This window comes from Pseudalkalibacillus sp. R45 (assembly GCF_052246725.1).
Classification (GTDB): domain Bacteria; phylum Bacillota; class Bacilli; order Bacillales; family Fictibacillaceae; genus Pseudalkalibacillus.
This window is the reverse complement of the sequence record NZ_JBQQCL010000001.1, coordinates 96,874-112,584: the sequence shown is the minus strand read 5'-3', so window position 1 is coordinate 112,584 and position 15,711 is coordinate 96,874. Positions and strand designations below refer to the sequence as shown.

The window sequence follows — 15,711 nt, the reverse complement described above, 5'->3', positions numbered from 1 at the left end:
ACACACTCAATTCTCAGTAAGTTGACAGGGTAATCTATACATGAAAATGAGGAAAGTCACGTGCAATGGAAGATTCTTAAGAATTTACTCTGGTTGACCCTGGTGATTGGCTGTATCATCGCTATAAATTTAATTGATGACCTGTTGTCTCCAACGGTGGCGCAGGATACAAATGCAATGCAGATTGTTGCGATCGGCGATTCCTTGACATATGGAAGCGGTGATCCGAAAAAAGTCGGATATATCGGCCGTGTGCAGCAACAAATGACAAACAGCTTTGGAAGCGATGTCGCTTTACATCGGTACGGGGTCCGGGGGTATCGTACGGATCAAATCATGATCCACGTACAAAATATCGAAACGAGGCAAAAGATCAATCAGGCGAACTATATCTTTTTATTTATCGGAACGAATGATTTCATCCAGGTAGCGAGGAGGGATCTCAATTCCATCAATCCAAAAGAAATGGAAAAGATGCGTCCTGTTTTTGAAGAAAGTTTGGCCAAGCTCATTACACAGATCCGGACAGATAATCAATACGCGCCATTGATTCTTATCGGAATGTACGACCCGTATACGGACTTGGTAAACCATGACCAGCTCCATGGAATTCTCAAGGATTGGAATCAAGTGACCAGGGGAATGGTCGATCAATACCCGAATATCCATTACATCTCGACCATTGATTTGTTCCTTGATAAAGAGAAGAAGCGTTATTTCGCGGATATTATTCATCCGAATCCAAGGGGGTACGAGCTTATCGCAAAACGAGTCATGGATGAAATGAACCGAAAAGGTCTGATCCAATAGATGGACAGCCTGTCACCACCTAATCAAAGGTAGGGACAGGCTGTTTTTTTAGCACTTAAAGAAAGTATAAAATGCTTTCTTCAGTATAAGCGCAACTATGGCTCAACCCGCGCCAAGGCTTGGCTTTGCCAAGTTTTCTTTATTAGGCTGTTTTCGCAAACTTTGTTGCTCTTGCACTTAAAGAAAGTATAAAATACTTTCTTTAGTATAAGGGCAACTAAGGCTCGACCTACAAAAGGCTTGGTCTCACCAAGTTTTCTTTAAAAGTCGTTGATTTCCGCTCCAGGATGCTCGCTTTCCGCGGGGCGTGCGGTGAGCTAATCGGTTCCCTCAAAACTGCACAACACTAACTTAATCAGGAATGCCCACAAAAATGGTGGATTTCACCCTGAAATGAACAGAGCCAATTAAAAAGATGACCCGGATAAGGGGTCATCTCACTTTTCAAAGCGTTTATTTCATTGGCATATCGGAATTCAGTTTACCGTTCATATCGATCATGAAGCCGATTTCGCGTCCGAGTAACTGAGAAAGTTCTTTCGATTTCTTTTCACTTTCAGATTTGATCTGCTCTATTGTGAGTTCTCCTTTAAGCTTTGAAGAACCTACGATAATCATTAATTCCCCTTTTTCAAAAAAGACAATCCTCATATGTCCAACCTCCGTAAAATAGAACTTTTTTCTAACTATAGTTTTCGCCTTTCTTAAGCGGAGATAGGGGGTAATCCAATAGCACTTTTATGAGAAAATTTACGTGTTTTTGTAAAAGTTTGTCATGCTCTCCCGAAAAAATGATATGATGTAGCTAATAGGAAAACAGGAGGCTATACTAGTGGAAAACGTTACTGACCTCATACTGCTTGTTGCGACAATGTTCATTACAAAATTGAAGACACTCGTTATGGCAATCTGGTCGTTCTTGGATTTCTTTTTGGAGTATTTTTGGGTGCAATTCGCACTCGTTACAATTCTGTTGTATGCTATTTTACGTGTATCCGAAAAGGTCTATTTCTGGTATATGTACCACAATTACATGCATCGGAAGGTTGAGAATAGTCTTACCAGTTTCGTAGATTTCGAATTGTTCTTTACTGAATTGACAAATAAAAAGCGATCGAATGGCATCGTTCCAGATTTGAAATATGTCAAGAATCGACTTCACCAATATAATGAAAAAGAATTGAAGCTGCTTGCCTCATTTATACATACTGTTCATCGTGGCTATCGTGATTTACGCCCTAGCGTCTGGGTGGTTGCCTTCCTTTTTGGTATCGCGGCAGCATATATTTTGAATGTGATCAATTTTTCAACGTTGACATGGAATTTTGAAGTAGTCTTGAAAACGACTACGATCATCGCCTTCTGGTACTTGATCGCTTTATTCCGCTATACGAACCGTAAGAAAAAAGTGTCCCAACTGATCGGGTTGATTTCAACAAGTACCAAGGAAAAAATGCTGCAGTCTGATGAGGACCTGCAGTTGAAAGAATTGAACCCTTCACATTGAATAAAAAAAGAGTCAGCTATAAAATTGCCGGCTCCTTTTTACATATTTAGCTTCACTTAGATACATATGGATTTCCTCTGATTGAAAATCTCCAGGGAAGGTGGATATGTTCTTCGGCGTAATCGATATTGACCCTTGGTCCTGCTACGATATCCTCTTCTTTTATGGCCTCATAAGGCTGGATCAGGATTTCTGATCGATTGATTGGGAGGCCGTAATGCGCCATGTTCAATCCGAGTGATCGGCAAAGTTTCCCAGGACCGTTGGTGAGGTTCTTATAGTGTGTTTTCAAATACTTTGGTTTCTCTCCGAACCTCTTATGAAGCATGTGATCAATCCCCTTAGTAGGCTCAATCCCACGCACTAAAATCGCTTCTGGTTTACCAATCGGACCTGTCACGATATTAAAACAGTGATGCATACCGTAAATCAGAAACATATAGACATGTCCTGGTTCCCCGTACATCACTTCGGTTCTGGTAGTTCTCCTGCCACCGAATGAGTGTGCCGCTTTATCTTCTGGACCTTTGTAAGCTTCAACTTCTACGATCTTACCAGCCAATTCTCCATATGCGGTATCATGTACGAGTTCCATCCCTAACAATTCTCTGGCCAGCTCCAACGTCTCCTTTTTGAAAATCGGATCTATCGTCTTCAAAATGATCACCGGTCTTTCGTTAACTTGTATTATTTTCAAGTTGACACTTTTTCTCGCTTCTTACATAATAGTGATGGACATTATACGCTAAACAACAAGAATGGAAGTGAAGAGAATGAAGAAAACATATGCACTTGTTTTTGCAGCGATGTTTGCAGCTGTCATTGCAGCTCTTGGGTTGGTGCCACCGATTCCAGTGCCTGGTTCACCTGTACCTATTACAGCACAAACATTAGGGGTCATGCTAGCCGGAGGTCTTCTGGGAGCACGTCTTGGAGGATTAAGTCTTCTTGTTTTCATCGCCTTGATCATTGCTGGAGCGCCTGTCCTTTCCGGTATGAGAGGTGGGATCGATGAACTTGTCGGACCTAGTGCAGGCTACATTTTAAGCTGGCCGATTTCAGCCTTTGTGATCGGTTATCTCGTTGAAAAATCATGGAACAAATTGAAAATGTGGAAGGTGCTTTTAATCAATATATTAGGGGGAATCATCCTGGTTTATGCAGCTGGAATCCCAGTAACGGCATTCGTCTTGGATCTCCCGCTTCAGGCAGCAGCATTATCAGCGCTTGCTTATATCCCTGGTGATCTGGTGAAAGCTGTGATCGCGGCCTTTGTCGTTGTGAAAATGAAGAAGAGTAATCCGGTCCTTTCTAACAAAAAGAAAAATCTTGCCGCATAAATTGTATATGATACCCTGAAGGAAGAGGTTTGTCGATAGACGAAGCCTCTTCCTTTCCGTTATTGCACGTAAAGAAAGCATAAAATACTTTCTTCAGTATATGTGCAACTATTGGCTTAGCCAAGTTTCCTTTAAAAATAATTGAGGTAGGTAGAGACGATGATCATACTAGATTGTGTCACGAAACAAGCAAACTTACATCCAAATGAGATTGCCCTCAAAACAGATTATGGAACGATCACATATAACGAATTAATCCATAAAATCGATATGGCGGCTTCTCTGCTGTACAAAAGGAAACCGCTTACGGACGGTACTATAGCAATCTATTTTACAGAAAACCGTATAGAGTTCATCATCTATTTTCTCGCCGCCTCCTCACTAGGCTGGAAAGCTGTTCCGATTGATCCGAAATTGCCGATTGAAAAAGCGAAAATGATCCTTAAGGACAGTGAAGCGGATGCGTTGGTTTCCGATGCTTGTCACAAATGGTGGGATGGAGAAACGATCCATGCAGGGCAAGAACTTTCCTACACTTCTAAAAAGGAAAACTTGTCGAAAGCAACACCCGATTCCATCTTTTACTTAGGGTATACCTCGGGCACCTCTGGAAAGCCGAAGGGGTTCATACGTACACAAGAATCATGGACGGAAAGCTTCAGAAATACGGCCTGTGAGTATACACTTCATGCAGGAGATCAAGTGATCATCACTGGTTCACTTGCCCACTCTCTATTTTTATATGGGGCTTTACATTCATTATCCACCGGTGCAACTGTTGAGCTGTTGGATCATTTTTCTGCCGAAGCGACAGCTGGTCGTGTAAGGAATGACAAGAAAACGATTGTCTATGTTGTTCCAACCATGCTCGAAGCACTCTTGAATGAATCATATCCGCAGTGGAAAGCGATTAATCTTATCATTTCCTCAGGATCAAAATGGAATGTTGAACGGCGAAGAACGATTGAAAACACGTTTTCCAATGCGGAGTGCATCGAATTTTACGGGGCTTCGGAACTGAGTTTCGTTTCCATTCTCCATCAGGATGCCAGCTCGACAAAAATAGACTCTGTCGGGCGTCCTTTTACAGGTGTTGAAGTGTCGATTAGAGACGATCAGCTTCAAGAAGTAGCTTATGGAGAAATTGGAACCCTATATGTCAGAAGTAAGATGGTCTTCAGTGGATATCAGTATCTCCCTGCGGAAACTGCAAATGTTTTTATAGATGGCGAATGGGCAACAGCCGGAGATTTAGCTCGTATGGATGAAGATGGCTATATCTATCTTGTCGGAAGAGCAAACCAAATGATCATTAGCGGGGGACTCAATATTTATCCAGAGGAAGTAGAGCGGGTCATCCAACTTGTATCTGCAGTGGAGGAGTGTGCAGTGATTGGTGTTCCAGATATTTATTGGGGAGAAAAGGTTGTCGCATTCATCAAATGGCGACCGGGGCTAGAGGGTACAGATGATCTTTTAAAAGAAATCTGTCTCCGCGATCTTCCTAAGTACAAATGTCCGAAAGAATTCATCACTTTAGATGAATTTCCATACACCGTCAGTCGAAAAATAGCGAGGAACGAATTGATCCATCTTTATCCGGAAGGCTGTGGAAATCGTGCATAATGTTTTTATTTTAGAAGCGAAACGAACCCCCATCGGCAAGCTTGGCGGACAGTTGAAAGACTTTTCACCTGAACAACTGGCTGCTGAACTCATTCAAGAATTAGTAAAAGAAATGGATATCGATCCGCACGAAATCGACGATGTTATTTTAGGTAATGTGGTAGGACCAGGCGGGAATATAGCACGGTTATCGGCGTTAACTGCTGGTTTACCAGTCCAAATACCTGGAGTAACGGTTGATCGTCAATGCGGTTCTGGATTAGAAGCGATCAACCAAGCTGCAAGATTGATTCAGTCAGGTGGTGCAGAGCTTGTCCTTGCAGGAGGAGTGGAAAGTACAAGCCGTGCACCTTGGAAAATCGAAAAGCCTTCCAGCCTTTATTCGCCTTCTGGTCCTGCTTTTTATAATCGTGCTAGATTCTCACCAGAAGAGGTTGGTGATCCGGAAATGGGAGAGGCAGCCGAGAACGTAGCGGATGAGTATGGAGTTTCACGAGAAGATCAGGATATTTATGCATTGAAAAGTCATCAGAAAGCTGTTGCTTCTCAAAAAGAAGGACGTTTTGACAAAGAAATCGTTCCCTTGAAAAACGGAGAGATACGTACAGATGAATGTCCTAGAGAAAATACGTCATTGGACAAATTGAAACGATTATCACCTGTTTTCAGGAAGCATGGGACGGTCACTGCAGGCAATGCCTGTCCGATCAATGATGGTGCATCGATTGTTGTGCTAGCCTCAGAAAGAAAATGCCGACAACTTGGATTAAAACCCTCGATTCGCTTTGTCGATGCTTGTGTAGCAGGAGTCGATCCTAATCTGCTCGGTATTGGCCCAATTCCCGCGGTAAGGAAAGTATTGCAGCAACAAAGCTTGACTGTGGATGAGTTGGATGTAGTGGAATTCAATGAAGCGTTTGCTTCTCAAGTGTTGGCATCCTTAAGGGCGTTGAATATTCCGGAAGAAATCGTCAACATTGGCGGGGGTGCGATTGCACTTGGACATCCATATGGTGCATCTGGAGCGGTTCTGATGACAAGGATGTTTCATGAAATGCAAACGAGAGGACGTTCAAGTAAAGGGTTACTGACACTCGGAATCGGCGGGGGACTCGGACTTGCGACATTGATTGAGAAAACAGAGGAGGGGTGGGGAAGTTGAAAGTCGGCCAACAGACGGAACTCTTCAAAATGAGAATCACAGAATCAGAAGCGATGAAATTTGCCGAGGTCATCCATGATCTGCCGTTAGCTAAGGAGACTAGCCAGGCCATTGTTCCAGCCACATATCCGATTGTTTACTGGCAGAAGGTCGAACTCCCCTGGTTAAAAGATATTGGACCTCTTGTCCACGGAGAACAGTCCTTCCACTATAAGGACCCGCTTCTGACGGATCACACGTATTATGCTGAAATCAAACTGGTCGATATAAAAGAGAAAACAGGAAAGTCCGGAAAAATTGTCTGGCTGGTACATCAGATGTATGGCTATCAAGATGCACTGAAGAAACAGCCGGTATTTACGGGGATCACCACTGCGATGTTCAGACCGGAACAGGAGGGAGAAACTTGAGTCCAACACCGATGAGTTCCCCACAACTGATTTTTTCAAAACAGGATATTCGTGATTACGCTGAAGTCAGCGGAGATTTCAACCCAATCCATTTATCTGAGAAGGATGCTAAACGTATGGGCTTTAAAGCGTGTGTGGTGCACGGTATGCTTGTCATGGGCCGCATTGGAGCGGTATGCCGGGCGCAATTGGGAAGAGAGGAGATCATAGAAGATTATGAGATACGCTTCCAGGCACCTGTTTATGTGGAAAGGCCATATGAACTTGAAATCGAAATGGACGGACATGAATTATCTTTTCACCTTTATGCGGAATCTGGTATCTCAGTCATAAAAGGAAAAACAAAAATAAAAACATCACGATAGGAGGATCATCATGAAAGATAAAGTGATCATCATAACGGGATCGACTAAGGGGATAGGAAAAAGTATTGCACAGAGGCTCGCTACTGAAGGGGCAGCTATCGTCATCAATGGAAGAGATAAAGTTAAGGTAGAACAAACAGTAGAGGATTTGATGGAGATACATAATCGGATTATCGGCGTCACCGCTTCTGTTTCATCGGAGGAGGCTTGCAAACGTATCATTGATGAAACAATTGCTGCCTTTGGGCGAGTGGATGTCCTCATCAATAATGCTGGTATCACACGCGACCGCATTTCCTATAAAATGACTTTGCAAGAGTGGGATGATGTTATTGAGACACATTTGAGAGGAACATTCGCATGCACGAAACACGCGGTGCTGGCTATGCGTGAGTCCGAGGTAAAAGGGACGATCATCAATGTAACCTCTAAATCAGGAATGGAGGGGTTAGCTGGTCAATTGAATTACAGTGCTGCAAAAGCAGGGATCAATGGGATGACCAGAACGCTTGCCAAAGAGCTTGATCGATTCGGCATCAACGTTTATGCGATTGCACCTGTTGCAGAAACAGACATGACCCTCCCAGTCATCGAAATGCTGAAAAAAGAAGCCGATAAACAAGGTAAAGCGTTACCGGATGAATGGCGCATGGGCTCACCGGATGATGTCGGCATACTCGTTTCAACTATTCTGGATGAACTTCCGGAAACAGGTTCGATTTTTTCAGTCAATGGAGAAAAGATTGGCCGTTGGAAGGCACCTGAACATGAAAAGATTCTCCCATCCTCTAAAAATTCGACAGATATTGCTATTTTTCACGCCTTTTCCAAAAAAAGAGAGGATAAATCCACTAAATAATGACATATTTCGATCCTTATTGTATAATAGACCTAAGATTCTGAAAAATAATCCAAGTCTTATAAATCGTTAGATAAAGGCAAACTCATTGAAAAGTGAGGACGCAAAACTATAGGGACTAATTTGTAAACACAATATGTCAGCCAGTTGCCGGAACGATTATCATGTATCACCGATTTATGAGATAGGTTCAATCAAGGTGTTGAAGGATATGTCCATTTATCAAATCTTACTGCCTATGTCATCATTCATTCTTATTTACACATTCCTCTTATTCATCATTACTTCGCTTATCAAAGGATTACCCGATCGTTGGATGAATGCCTTGTTCAACATGGGTATTATTTTCGCTGCAATCCTCTGGGTTTATCTCATCAGTCGTCATGACATTTTTTAACTTTAAATCCAGAACATGTTTATGACTTTTTGGCGAATATTGTCGAATATTTGTTTTTTTGAAATAACATTTATCTTATGGGGATTGACAGCATTAAATTTTTCTTACAAATTTATTACCGCTTGAAATGGTGTTGAACCCTGTTATATCAATAAGTACACCGGTTTCCAGAATTTAGATCCTCTACGAATTTCCCGAAACCCCTTTCCGTGTGTTTTTTATATGTTTATAATATTAGTAACAACTTTAAAAGGGGGATGGTTATATGGCGACATTAACCATGTTAAGGTTATCAGAAGAGGAGAAAGCTTTGTTATTGGATGTAATGATGGAGCAGCGATATGCATCGGAATTGGTCAGCTGCGAGATTACAGATATAGAAACAGGGCATAAGCAATGTGAAGACGCTCGAGTCAAACGGTTGAACAACTTACTAGTGAGATTACATAAAGCTGGTGTTTAGTTGAGTATAAAAAAGAGTGATCCCATTATCGGGGTCACTCTTTTCTTCTAGATGCTTCAGCTTTCAATTAATTGTCCAGTAACCCTTTACGTCTTGCTTCCATACGCCATTCTGCTTCTTTAATATATCGTTTTGAAGCAGTATTACGAGTACGTAAATACGACCAATAATTTGTGTAGTTAGGAGGTCGGAATTCAGTAGGAACTCTGCGAGCATAACCCCACCAATTCATTTCTTGGTTCTCTAAGAGGATTAAATAGTGATCGTATTCTCTTTTCATGTTTGACTTACACTCCTATAAATTCATCTTTTAAATTCATTCTGTCTTTTTTGATCCTTTCATATTCATAAAATAAAGACTTTGTTAGTTATTATTGTTGATTTCTACGAAATTTACTCTCTTTCCGCTGGAAAACGAAAAGCGGTAGCGACCCGATTAAAAATACAATGAGCTCAAAATACATCTATATGGTTAGAAGCTCATAAAGTGTACAAATTGGATGTATTCATTAGACTCTTTTTTCTGCTCCTATAAGCCTATTTATTGGTAGAAAAAAGGCGTTTTCACTGAGCTTATGGAATTTATTACTATGCAAATAAGGATTGGAGGAGTTTGACCATGATGGAACAAGTGTTGATATTTGCATCCGTCTTAGCTCCGATTGTCACCGGTCTGACTGAAGTAGCAAAGCATTCTTTCAAGATTTCGAAGCGATTCATTTCACTCGTCAGCTTGATCATCGGTCTTCTCATCGGTTTAGCTGCTTTTCCTCTTACTGATCTTGATTGGACATTGAGGGTGTGGGCTGGAGGTATGGCTGGTCTTGCTGCTACTGGATTGTATGAAGTAGGGAAATATCGCATAAGGAATCGGCGAAGATAGCTTATTAAAATGGGCACTCTATTTATCGAATAGTTGAGTTCCTCGAGCTTCTGCTTCATATAATATCTTAGGGGGAGTACAAGCTGGAGGTATTTGAAATGGAATGGACATATTTTATCGTGTCCATGGTAGTCAGTGTATTGACGACATTAGCTGCCGTATATTTGAGACAAAAAATTAAGGTTAAGCTTGAAAAGGAGCAAAACCAACAAACTGCGAGAGAACTTGCAAAAACGATCCTCTTGCAAGAATTACAAGATAATCTGAAATTGTATTTGCGGAAAGAGACTCGAAACGGCGCCAGCCTTCAGGACTTTTTAGAACATGGGAATGTGGAAATCCAGGGTAACGAAAAGATATGGCAAGATGTTTATCTCTTTAAACTGGATGAATGGGATAAAGTGAAATATGAAATTGCTAAGCTGGATCCTGTGTTAGCAGATGAATTATTTAAAGTTTATCAGCAGATTGAAATCCTTGATGCCCACGCTCAGCTGGAATCGCCGATCTTTAGAGTAGACCGCCTTGGCTTTTATAACTTTACTGAAAAATATGAAACGATCATCAACGTACTCAAGACTTGAGGGAATCATTACCTGTTTCAAGAAGGTAATGATTTTCTTACATATAGGCTCTTATATTCAGAATTGTTAGAAAGGCGTATTTTTACAAAAATTTTAATTACCTACAAAAATTCAATTTTATCGACAAAACCGCCACGAGCGTATTCATGAGCTTTACAGGTTTTCAGCGACCTTGCCGTCGTAGGCTGCAATCCTTAATTTATAATCACTTAACGACTTCATTCGTCAAAACCAATCATTATTCCCAGAAAACGAAAATCATTCAACAAATCTCCCGTTACAACAAGAAAATTGGCGAATGTTTTTTCTAGTCACAATGGCATAATTTAGGAAAAATAAAGAGGGGAAATGACTTTCTGTATGGAATTGCATAAGACGGTTATAAATGTTTGAGCATGTTCTGGAAAAGGTATACTAAATATGAAACTAGTTCAGAATAATAAAGATGCGCATTTGACTTTATTTAAAAAGGGGAGTTAGGAAATGAAGAAAAGTTTAGTACCAATGATTGTAGGCATGTTTGTCGCTTTTGGTCTCTTTTGGGCTGGTCAACCGACAGACTCTACAACTCATCAACATGCAGACGGTTCGGAACTTCCTAAAAAATCATTTGCGAAAAGCCATGTGGAAATCCAAAACCAACCAATAGCTACCGCTACTAATATGGAGTTTTCAGATAAAAAAGAGAAAGTCAAGACGACTAGTGCTGTCAGTAAAACAGATGACCAAGCACCGAACAAAGGGGACTTCGTAAAAAAAGCAGATACATTCATGCAAGAAGTGGTTCAACCTACTGATGAAAATTATAAAGTTGAAGACTTTAACTCAAAACAAGAATTGATTGAATACTTAACCAAGTATGTGACAGAAGATGTTGCAACGTATTATGTAGATGGTCTATATGAAGAGAAACAGAATGGGCTTTATATCATACCGACAGAACTGCCTCCGTGGATCGTGAAGGGTGAATCTTCTAATCTGACTAAAGTGGATGATGAACATTTCCGTTTGGAGCAGAAAAACAGCAGTGATTTATATGGTGACTATATGATTGAACTGAGTTTTAAAAAAGAGAATGACAACTGGATCATTGAATCTGTAGATGTCCAGTAGGAATGATAACCGACTCATGAAAGGCTGATCCAGGAGGAGGGTGCATAAACTCCTTAGGATCAGTTTTTTTATTTGCTTCCCTGGTTTTATTTTATTGTGGATCTTTTAGTAAGGCAGTTTTCACAAACTTTGTTGCTCTTGAAAGTTGTTGATTTCCGCTCCAGGATACTCGCTTTCCGCGGGGCGTGCGGTGAGCCCACCCGTCGCCTTGCGACATTGAATGGTCTCACCTGTCCAACTGATCCCGCAGGAGTCTCGCACCTTGCTCTCCAATCAACTTGCACAAGATGGTTCTTTACAAAAATGACCCAATAGTAACAATCATTAAGAAAAGAGCCTTTAGTAAGTTGTTTTTAAATCCGTGGGAATTATACTCGCTTTCCGCGGGCGAACGAAAAGCGGAAGCAACCTACTTAGTCACGGAGGTCACTGGAGTACTGACGAGGAGGGGTTGTTGCGTCCGCAGGAAGTCTGAAGTGATTCAAGTGGCTGGTCGGTATATTTCAACCACTCAGTGACTTCCATCAATCACAACAAACTTTTAGTATACAGCCAAAAAACAAAGATCAAGCACTAAGAAGAGAGTTCTGAAGGTGTGATGTTGGAAAAAATCAAAGATCAAGCACTCAGAAGAGAGTTCTGAGGGGGTGATGTTGAAAAACAAAGATCAAGCACTCCGGAGGAGATTCAGGCGTACAGATGATTACGGATGTTTTGGAAAGGGATTGCGAATTTCCTGGCACTTAAAGATAAAATACTTTCTTCAGTATAAGAGCACAAGCTGGTGGCTTGGGAAGCAATACACCGCACGAAGGAAAAGCAATTGCTTTTTCGAGGAACTAAAGCTCAGCCTGCGCCAAAGCTTGGCCAAGTTTTCTTTAAAATCATGGTTTGAGAGTAAGAGCAGAAGACAATGAGATGTTTTTTTGGTGAAGATACGGTAGAATAAGCATACAACTTCCTAAAGGGAATAGATATCCAGATACGAGCAGATCACCAACACTAGCCTAAACATAACAGATGGCTTAGATAAATTGGAGTTTTGAATATGAGTTATTTTACATTTCAAGATTATTATAAAAATACTGTAGAGCTATCCTTCACAAACCATCCTTATTCACTCACACCAAAGCACGTATGGGTTATATGCAGGTTCAAGGGTCAATGGTTGTTGACGGAACACCCCCGGAGAGGAATTGAATTTCCAGGCGGTAAAGTGGAGAATGGAGAATCTGCTGAAAAGGCAGCGGTGCGTGAAGTTTTTGAAGAGACAGGGGCAACAGTCGATGCATTGAAATACCTTGGCCAATATCGTGTCAAAGGTAAAGGCGGAACGATCATCAAGAATATTTACTTTGCTTCCATCGATAAAATAAAATTAAAGGCCCATTATTTTGAAACTAATGGACCTATCCTGATGAAACAGCTTCCGGACTCGTTAAAAGACAACGACAAATACAGTTTCATGATGAAAGACGAAGTGCTTGAACGTAGTATGGAATACATATTCAAAAATAAGATCCTTCAGCTTTGACGTTTGCGTAGAAGGTTTTCAAACATTCCTACTCCTGTATACATGATCGTCGCCATCCCGGCAATGATGAGCAAGCTGAGTAGAACAAGTGTAAAGTTGAATACCTGGAATCCATATATGATCAGGTAACCTAACCCTTGTTTGGAAACAAGGAATTCACCAACAATGACCCCAACCCATGACAAGCCAACATTCACTTTCAATGTTGAAATGATTGTCGGGATTGCAGATGGAAAAATGACCTCATTGAACACTTGCTTCTTATTGCCGCCAAACGTTTGGATAACCTTTATATAATTATCATTCGTTTCATGAAACGCAGTATAGACAACGAGTGTTGTTATGATGAAGGATATCAGCACACCCATAGCAATGATTGATAGATAGCCAGGCCCGAGAGCGACAATGAGAATCGGACCTAGTGCAACTTTCGGCATAGCATTCAGCACGACCAGATATGGATCGGATACTTTAGAAACAAAAGGTAACCACCATAAGATTGCAGCAACAGCCGTTCCGAGAACTGTTGCGATGATGAAACTGGCTATCGTTTCACCAAACGTGACCATGAGGTGTGTCATCAAGGTTCCATCCATGATTTTCGTATAAAATAGATTAGAAATTTTAACAGGGGAACTGAACAACAAAGGATCAATCCAAGTGTTTTTCGATGCCGTTTCCCATATTCCCAGGAATGCAATGAAAACAAGGACCTGTGTGATGAACACATGTCTTTTTGTTCTGCGTTCCCTGTGTTTATATTGTGCATATTCTACTTCAATTTTCGACTTCAAGCTCATTCAACTCCTCCCAGATCATCTGGAAGATGTCTTTGTAATCCTCATGATTTCGAACATCAAAAGGCTCCATCTTAGCTAAATGCTCCGGTACGATATATTCAGACTTGATCCTGCCAGGGTCTGCTGAAAAAACAATGACACGATCAGACATGGCGATTGCTTCACCGATATCATGAGTGACTAGCAAGGCTGTTTTTTTATGCTCTTTTAAAGTTGTGAACACGAGATTTTCAAGCTTCAATTTCGTCTGATAATCCAATGCAGAGAATGGTTCATCCAGCAATAGAAGTTTCGGATTGGTAGCTAAAGTTCTTACCAATGCTATGCGCTGCCTCATGCCGCCAGAAAGTTCATGAGGATATTTATTCCTCGTATGCCCCAGGTTCATATGGTCTAATAGCTCAAATGTCATTGTTTTGCTCATATCGTTTAAGTTATCCTGTATCTTCAATCCAAGGAGGATATTTTGTTCGATCGTCTTCCAGGGAAGCAGGTAATCTTGCTGAAACATGTATCCGATCTGCTCATGTGCCTGTTTGACCGGTTCATTCCGTATGGTGATCGTCCCGAGAACTGGTTGGAACAAACCTGCAATCAGGGAAAGCAGGGTCGTTTTTCCACAGCCGCTCGGGCCGAGGAAAGAAACGAATTCACCTTCCTCGACCTCAAGGCTGATATCCTGTAACGCTGTTGTGACGGAGTCTGTTGAAAAGTAAGCATGGGTGAGTTGATCTATTGTTAAAAAGGCCAAAACCGATCTCCTCCTGTTACTTTGCTACACTTTCAGCGATTTCTGTATTGACCAGCGTGCTATGATCGACTTGCTTAGGCAGTTCACCCGCTTCATCCATGATTGTTTGCAAGTTGTTCCATTCCTCAACGTCGAGAATCGGGTTTGTGGCAAAGCTGTGTTGTTCTTTGTAACGTTCAGTTGAGGATTCAATCAGGTCGATCGGCGTATCTTCAAAGTAAGGTTCGATTACAGCAGCTATTTCCTTTGCACTATGGCTGTCAACCCACTGCTGGGCTTTGTATACGGCCTTAGTAAATCTCTCCACAATGTCTTTGTTTTTGTTGATATAACTTTCTTTTGACATGAAAGTCGTGTAAGGGATTTTACCGGATTCAGTACCGAAGGAAGCTACAACATGACCGATGCCTTCTTTTTCGAACAGGCTGGCAGTCGGTTCGAATAATTGCACGTAATCACCTGTACCAGAGGCAAAGGCATTCGGGATGTTTCCAAAATCGATATTTTGAATCAGATTCATATCTTCATGTGGATCGATCCCATGTTTCTTCAATCCGAATTCTCCAGCCATTTGTGGCATGCCGCCTTTTCGCTGACCGAGGAATGTACTGTCTTTAAGTTGCTCCCAATTAAATGTATCCGTTTTTTCTCGTGCGACGAGGAACGTTCCATCTGTCTGGGTCAGCTGTGCGAAATTGATGACTGGATCCGTCGTCCCCTGGGCATATACGTAAATGGATGTTTCTGAACCGACCAGTGCGACATCTGCACCGTCAGATAAGAGAGTGGTCATCGTTTTGTCTCCGCCCCAAGTTGTGGTAAGTTCAATATCAATCCCTTCTTCTTCAAAAAATCCTTTTTCTATGGCAACATATTGCGGAGCATAAAAGATCGAACGGGTAACTTCAGCAACTCGTACTTTATCATTGGTGGATCCGTTGGAACAGCCAGCAGCCACTAGGCTGATAGCAAAAAGTACAGTCACAGCTCCTATGATATGTCGTTTGATTCCCTTAAGCATTAATATCCCTCCACACACTATAGATGCAATAGTGTATGAAGCGAGTTGAAAATGTGTGTTGGCCTAAACTTGGTTCGAGGTGGTTT

Annotated in this window: 20 protein-coding genes and 1 riboswitch; of the genes, 14 read left to right on the top strand and 6 right to left on the bottom strand. The window is 41.4% G+C overall.

Annotated features, from left to right (window positions below; all coding sequences use genetic code 11):
* Nucleotides 1–60 precede the first annotated feature (60 nt).
* The gene (locus ACTWQL_RS00590) at nucleotides 61–810 is read left to right on the top strand and encodes a GDSL-type esterase/lipase family protein (RefSeq protein ID WP_443140503.1); all 750 of its coding nucleotides are present in this window, start codon (nucleotides 61–63) and stop codon (nucleotides 808–810) included.
* 453 nt (nucleotides 811–1,263) lie between these two features.
* Here ACTWQL_RS00590 and ACTWQL_RS00585 read toward each other — a convergent pair whose 3' ends face one another.
* Nucleotides 1,264–1,461 carry a hypothetical protein gene (locus ACTWQL_RS00585; protein ID WP_221566499.1) on the bottom strand — a complete coding sequence of 66 codons (198 nt, stop codon included), beginning with the start codon at nucleotides 1,459–1,461 and terminating at the stop codon, nucleotides 1,264–1,266.
* 181 nt (nucleotides 1,462–1,642) lie between these two features.
* Here ACTWQL_RS00585 and ACTWQL_RS00580 point away from each other — a divergent pair, with 181 nt between their 5' ends.
* Nucleotides 1,643–2,317 carry a hypothetical protein gene (locus ACTWQL_RS00580; RefSeq protein WP_443140502.1) on the top strand — a complete coding sequence of 225 codons (675 nt, stop codon included), beginning with the start codon at nucleotides 1,643–1,645 and terminating at the stop codon, nucleotides 2,315–2,317.
* Between the two features lie 52 nt (nucleotides 2,318–2,369).
* Here ACTWQL_RS00580 and ACTWQL_RS00575 read toward each other — a convergent pair whose 3' ends face one another.
* Nucleotides 2,370–2,975 carry a DNA-3-methyladenine glycosylase gene (locus tag ACTWQL_RS00575; protein ID WP_443141434.1) on the bottom strand — a complete coding sequence of 202 codons (606 nt, stop codon included), beginning with the start codon at nucleotides 2,973–2,975 and terminating at the stop codon, nucleotides 2,370–2,372.
* 115 nt (nucleotides 2,976–3,090) lie between these two features.
* On the opposite strand from ACTWQL_RS00575, the gene ACTWQL_RS00570 reads away from it, so the two are divergent.
* From ACTWQL_RS00570 to abbA, 8 genes are all read left to right on the top strand, one after another.
* Nucleotides 3,091–3,657 (top strand): biotin transporter BioY, encoded by a 567-nt coding sequence (locus ACTWQL_RS00570; RefSeq protein ID WP_443140501.1) that lies wholly within the window; start codon nucleotides 3,091–3,093, stop codon nucleotides 3,655–3,657.
* 159 nt (nucleotides 3,658–3,816) lie between these two features.
* Entirely contained in the window at nucleotides 3,817–5,283 is a 1,467-nt protein-coding gene (locus ACTWQL_RS00565) for an AMP-binding protein (RefSeq protein ID WP_443140500.1), read from the top strand.
* Complete coding sequence (locus tag ACTWQL_RS00560; RefSeq protein ID WP_443140499.1) at nucleotides 5,276–6,445, top strand: thiolase family protein; 1,170 nt, start codon at nucleotides 5,276–5,278, stop codon at nucleotides 6,443–6,445. The genes ACTWQL_RS00565 and ACTWQL_RS00560 overlap by 8 nt, the downstream gene beginning before the upstream one ends.
* Nucleotides 6,433–6,855 carry an FAS1-like dehydratase domain-containing protein gene (locus ACTWQL_RS00555; RefSeq protein ID WP_443140498.1) on the top strand — a complete coding sequence of 141 codons (423 nt, stop codon included), beginning with the start codon at nucleotides 6,433–6,435 and terminating at the stop codon, nucleotides 6,853–6,855. Before ACTWQL_RS00560 ends, ACTWQL_RS00555 begins: the two co-directional genes overlap by 13 nt.
* Nucleotides 6,852–7,220 carry a MaoC/PaaZ C-terminal domain-containing protein gene (locus ACTWQL_RS00550; protein WP_443140497.1) on the top strand — a complete coding sequence of 123 codons (369 nt, stop codon included), beginning with the start codon at nucleotides 6,852–6,854 and terminating at the stop codon, nucleotides 7,218–7,220. Before ACTWQL_RS00555 ends, ACTWQL_RS00550 begins: the two co-directional genes overlap by 4 nt.
* A gap of 10 nt (nucleotides 7,221–7,230) precedes the next feature.
* Nucleotides 7,231–8,079 (top strand): SDR family NAD(P)-dependent oxidoreductase, encoded by an 849-nt coding sequence (locus ACTWQL_RS00545; RefSeq protein WP_443140496.1) that lies wholly within the window; start codon nucleotides 7,231–7,233, stop codon nucleotides 8,077–8,079.
* Nucleotides 8,080–8,147: 68 nt separating this feature from the next.
* A riboswitch (cyclic di-GMP riboswitch) is annotated at nucleotides 8,148–8,234 on the top strand.
* A 56-nt stretch (nucleotides 8,235–8,290) separates the two neighbouring features.
* On the top strand, nucleotides 8,291–8,476 hold the full coding sequence (locus tag ACTWQL_RS00540; RefSeq protein ID WP_443140495.1) for a hypothetical protein: 186 nt from the start codon (nucleotides 8,291–8,293) through the stop codon (nucleotides 8,474–8,476).
* Between the two features lie 265 nt (nucleotides 8,477–8,741).
* Nucleotides 8,742–8,939, top strand: coding sequence for an antirepressor AbbA (abbA, locus tag ACTWQL_RS00535; RefSeq protein WP_443140494.1), 198 nt, complete (start codon nucleotides 8,742–8,744; stop codon nucleotides 8,937–8,939).
* Nucleotides 8,940–9,006: 67 nt separating this feature from the next.
* Here the strand turns inward: abbA and ACTWQL_RS00530 are convergent, their stop codons facing one another.
* Entirely contained in the window at nucleotides 9,007–9,219 is a 213-nt protein-coding gene (locus ACTWQL_RS00530; RefSeq protein WP_225064320.1) for a hypothetical protein, read from the bottom strand.
* A gap of 342 nt (nucleotides 9,220–9,561) precedes the next feature.
* Here ACTWQL_RS00530 and ACTWQL_RS00525 point away from each other — a divergent pair, with 342 nt between their 5' ends.
* The 4 genes from ACTWQL_RS00525 to ytkD all read left to right on the top strand — a co-directional run bounded on the left by ACTWQL_RS00525 (nucleotide 9,562) and on the right by ytkD (nucleotide 13,053).
* Entirely contained in the window at nucleotides 9,562–9,822 is a 261-nt protein-coding gene (locus ACTWQL_RS00525) for a holin (protein WP_443141433.1), read from the top strand.
* A 98-nt stretch (nucleotides 9,823–9,920) separates the two neighbouring features.
* A complete protein-coding gene (locus ACTWQL_RS00520; RefSeq protein ID WP_443140493.1) occupies nucleotides 9,921–10,406 on the top strand; it encodes a hypothetical protein in 486 nt (161 codons plus the stop codon).
* Between the two features lie 483 nt (nucleotides 10,407–10,889).
* On the top strand, nucleotides 10,890–11,519 hold the full coding sequence (locus tag ACTWQL_RS00515; RefSeq protein ID WP_443140492.1) for a hypothetical protein: 630 nt from the start codon (nucleotides 10,890–10,892) through the stop codon (nucleotides 11,517–11,519).
* Between the two features lie 1,048 nt (nucleotides 11,520–12,567).
* The gene (gene ytkD, locus ACTWQL_RS00510; protein ID WP_443140491.1) at nucleotides 12,568–13,053 is read left to right on the top strand and encodes an RNA deprotection pyrophosphohydrolase; all 486 of its coding nucleotides are present in this window, start codon (nucleotides 12,568–12,570) and stop codon (nucleotides 13,051–13,053) included.
* Here ytkD and ACTWQL_RS00505 read toward each other — a convergent pair.
* The 3 genes from ACTWQL_RS00505 to ACTWQL_RS00495 are packed head-to-tail and all read right to left on the bottom strand — an operon-like array spanning nucleotide 13,044 to nucleotide 15,625.
* Entirely contained in the window at nucleotides 13,044–13,853 is an 810-nt protein-coding gene (locus ACTWQL_RS00505; RefSeq protein ID WP_443140490.1) for an ABC transporter permease, read from the bottom strand. The two genes, ytkD and ACTWQL_RS00505, sit on opposite strands and share 10 nt — an antisense overlap.
* On the bottom strand, nucleotides 13,831–14,604 hold the full coding sequence (locus tag ACTWQL_RS00500) for an ABC transporter ATP-binding protein (RefSeq protein ID WP_443140489.1): 774 nt from the start codon (nucleotides 14,602–14,604) through the stop codon (nucleotides 13,831–13,833). Before ACTWQL_RS00500 ends, ACTWQL_RS00505 begins: the two co-directional genes overlap by 23 nt.
* Before the next feature lie 16 nt (nucleotides 14,605–14,620).
* Nucleotides 14,621–15,625: an ABC transporter substrate-binding protein gene (locus ACTWQL_RS00495; protein WP_443140488.1), complete on the bottom strand. Its 1,005-nt coding sequence runs from the start codon at nucleotides 15,623–15,625 to the stop codon at nucleotides 14,621–14,623.
* Nucleotides 15,626–15,711: the final 86 nt, after the last annotated feature.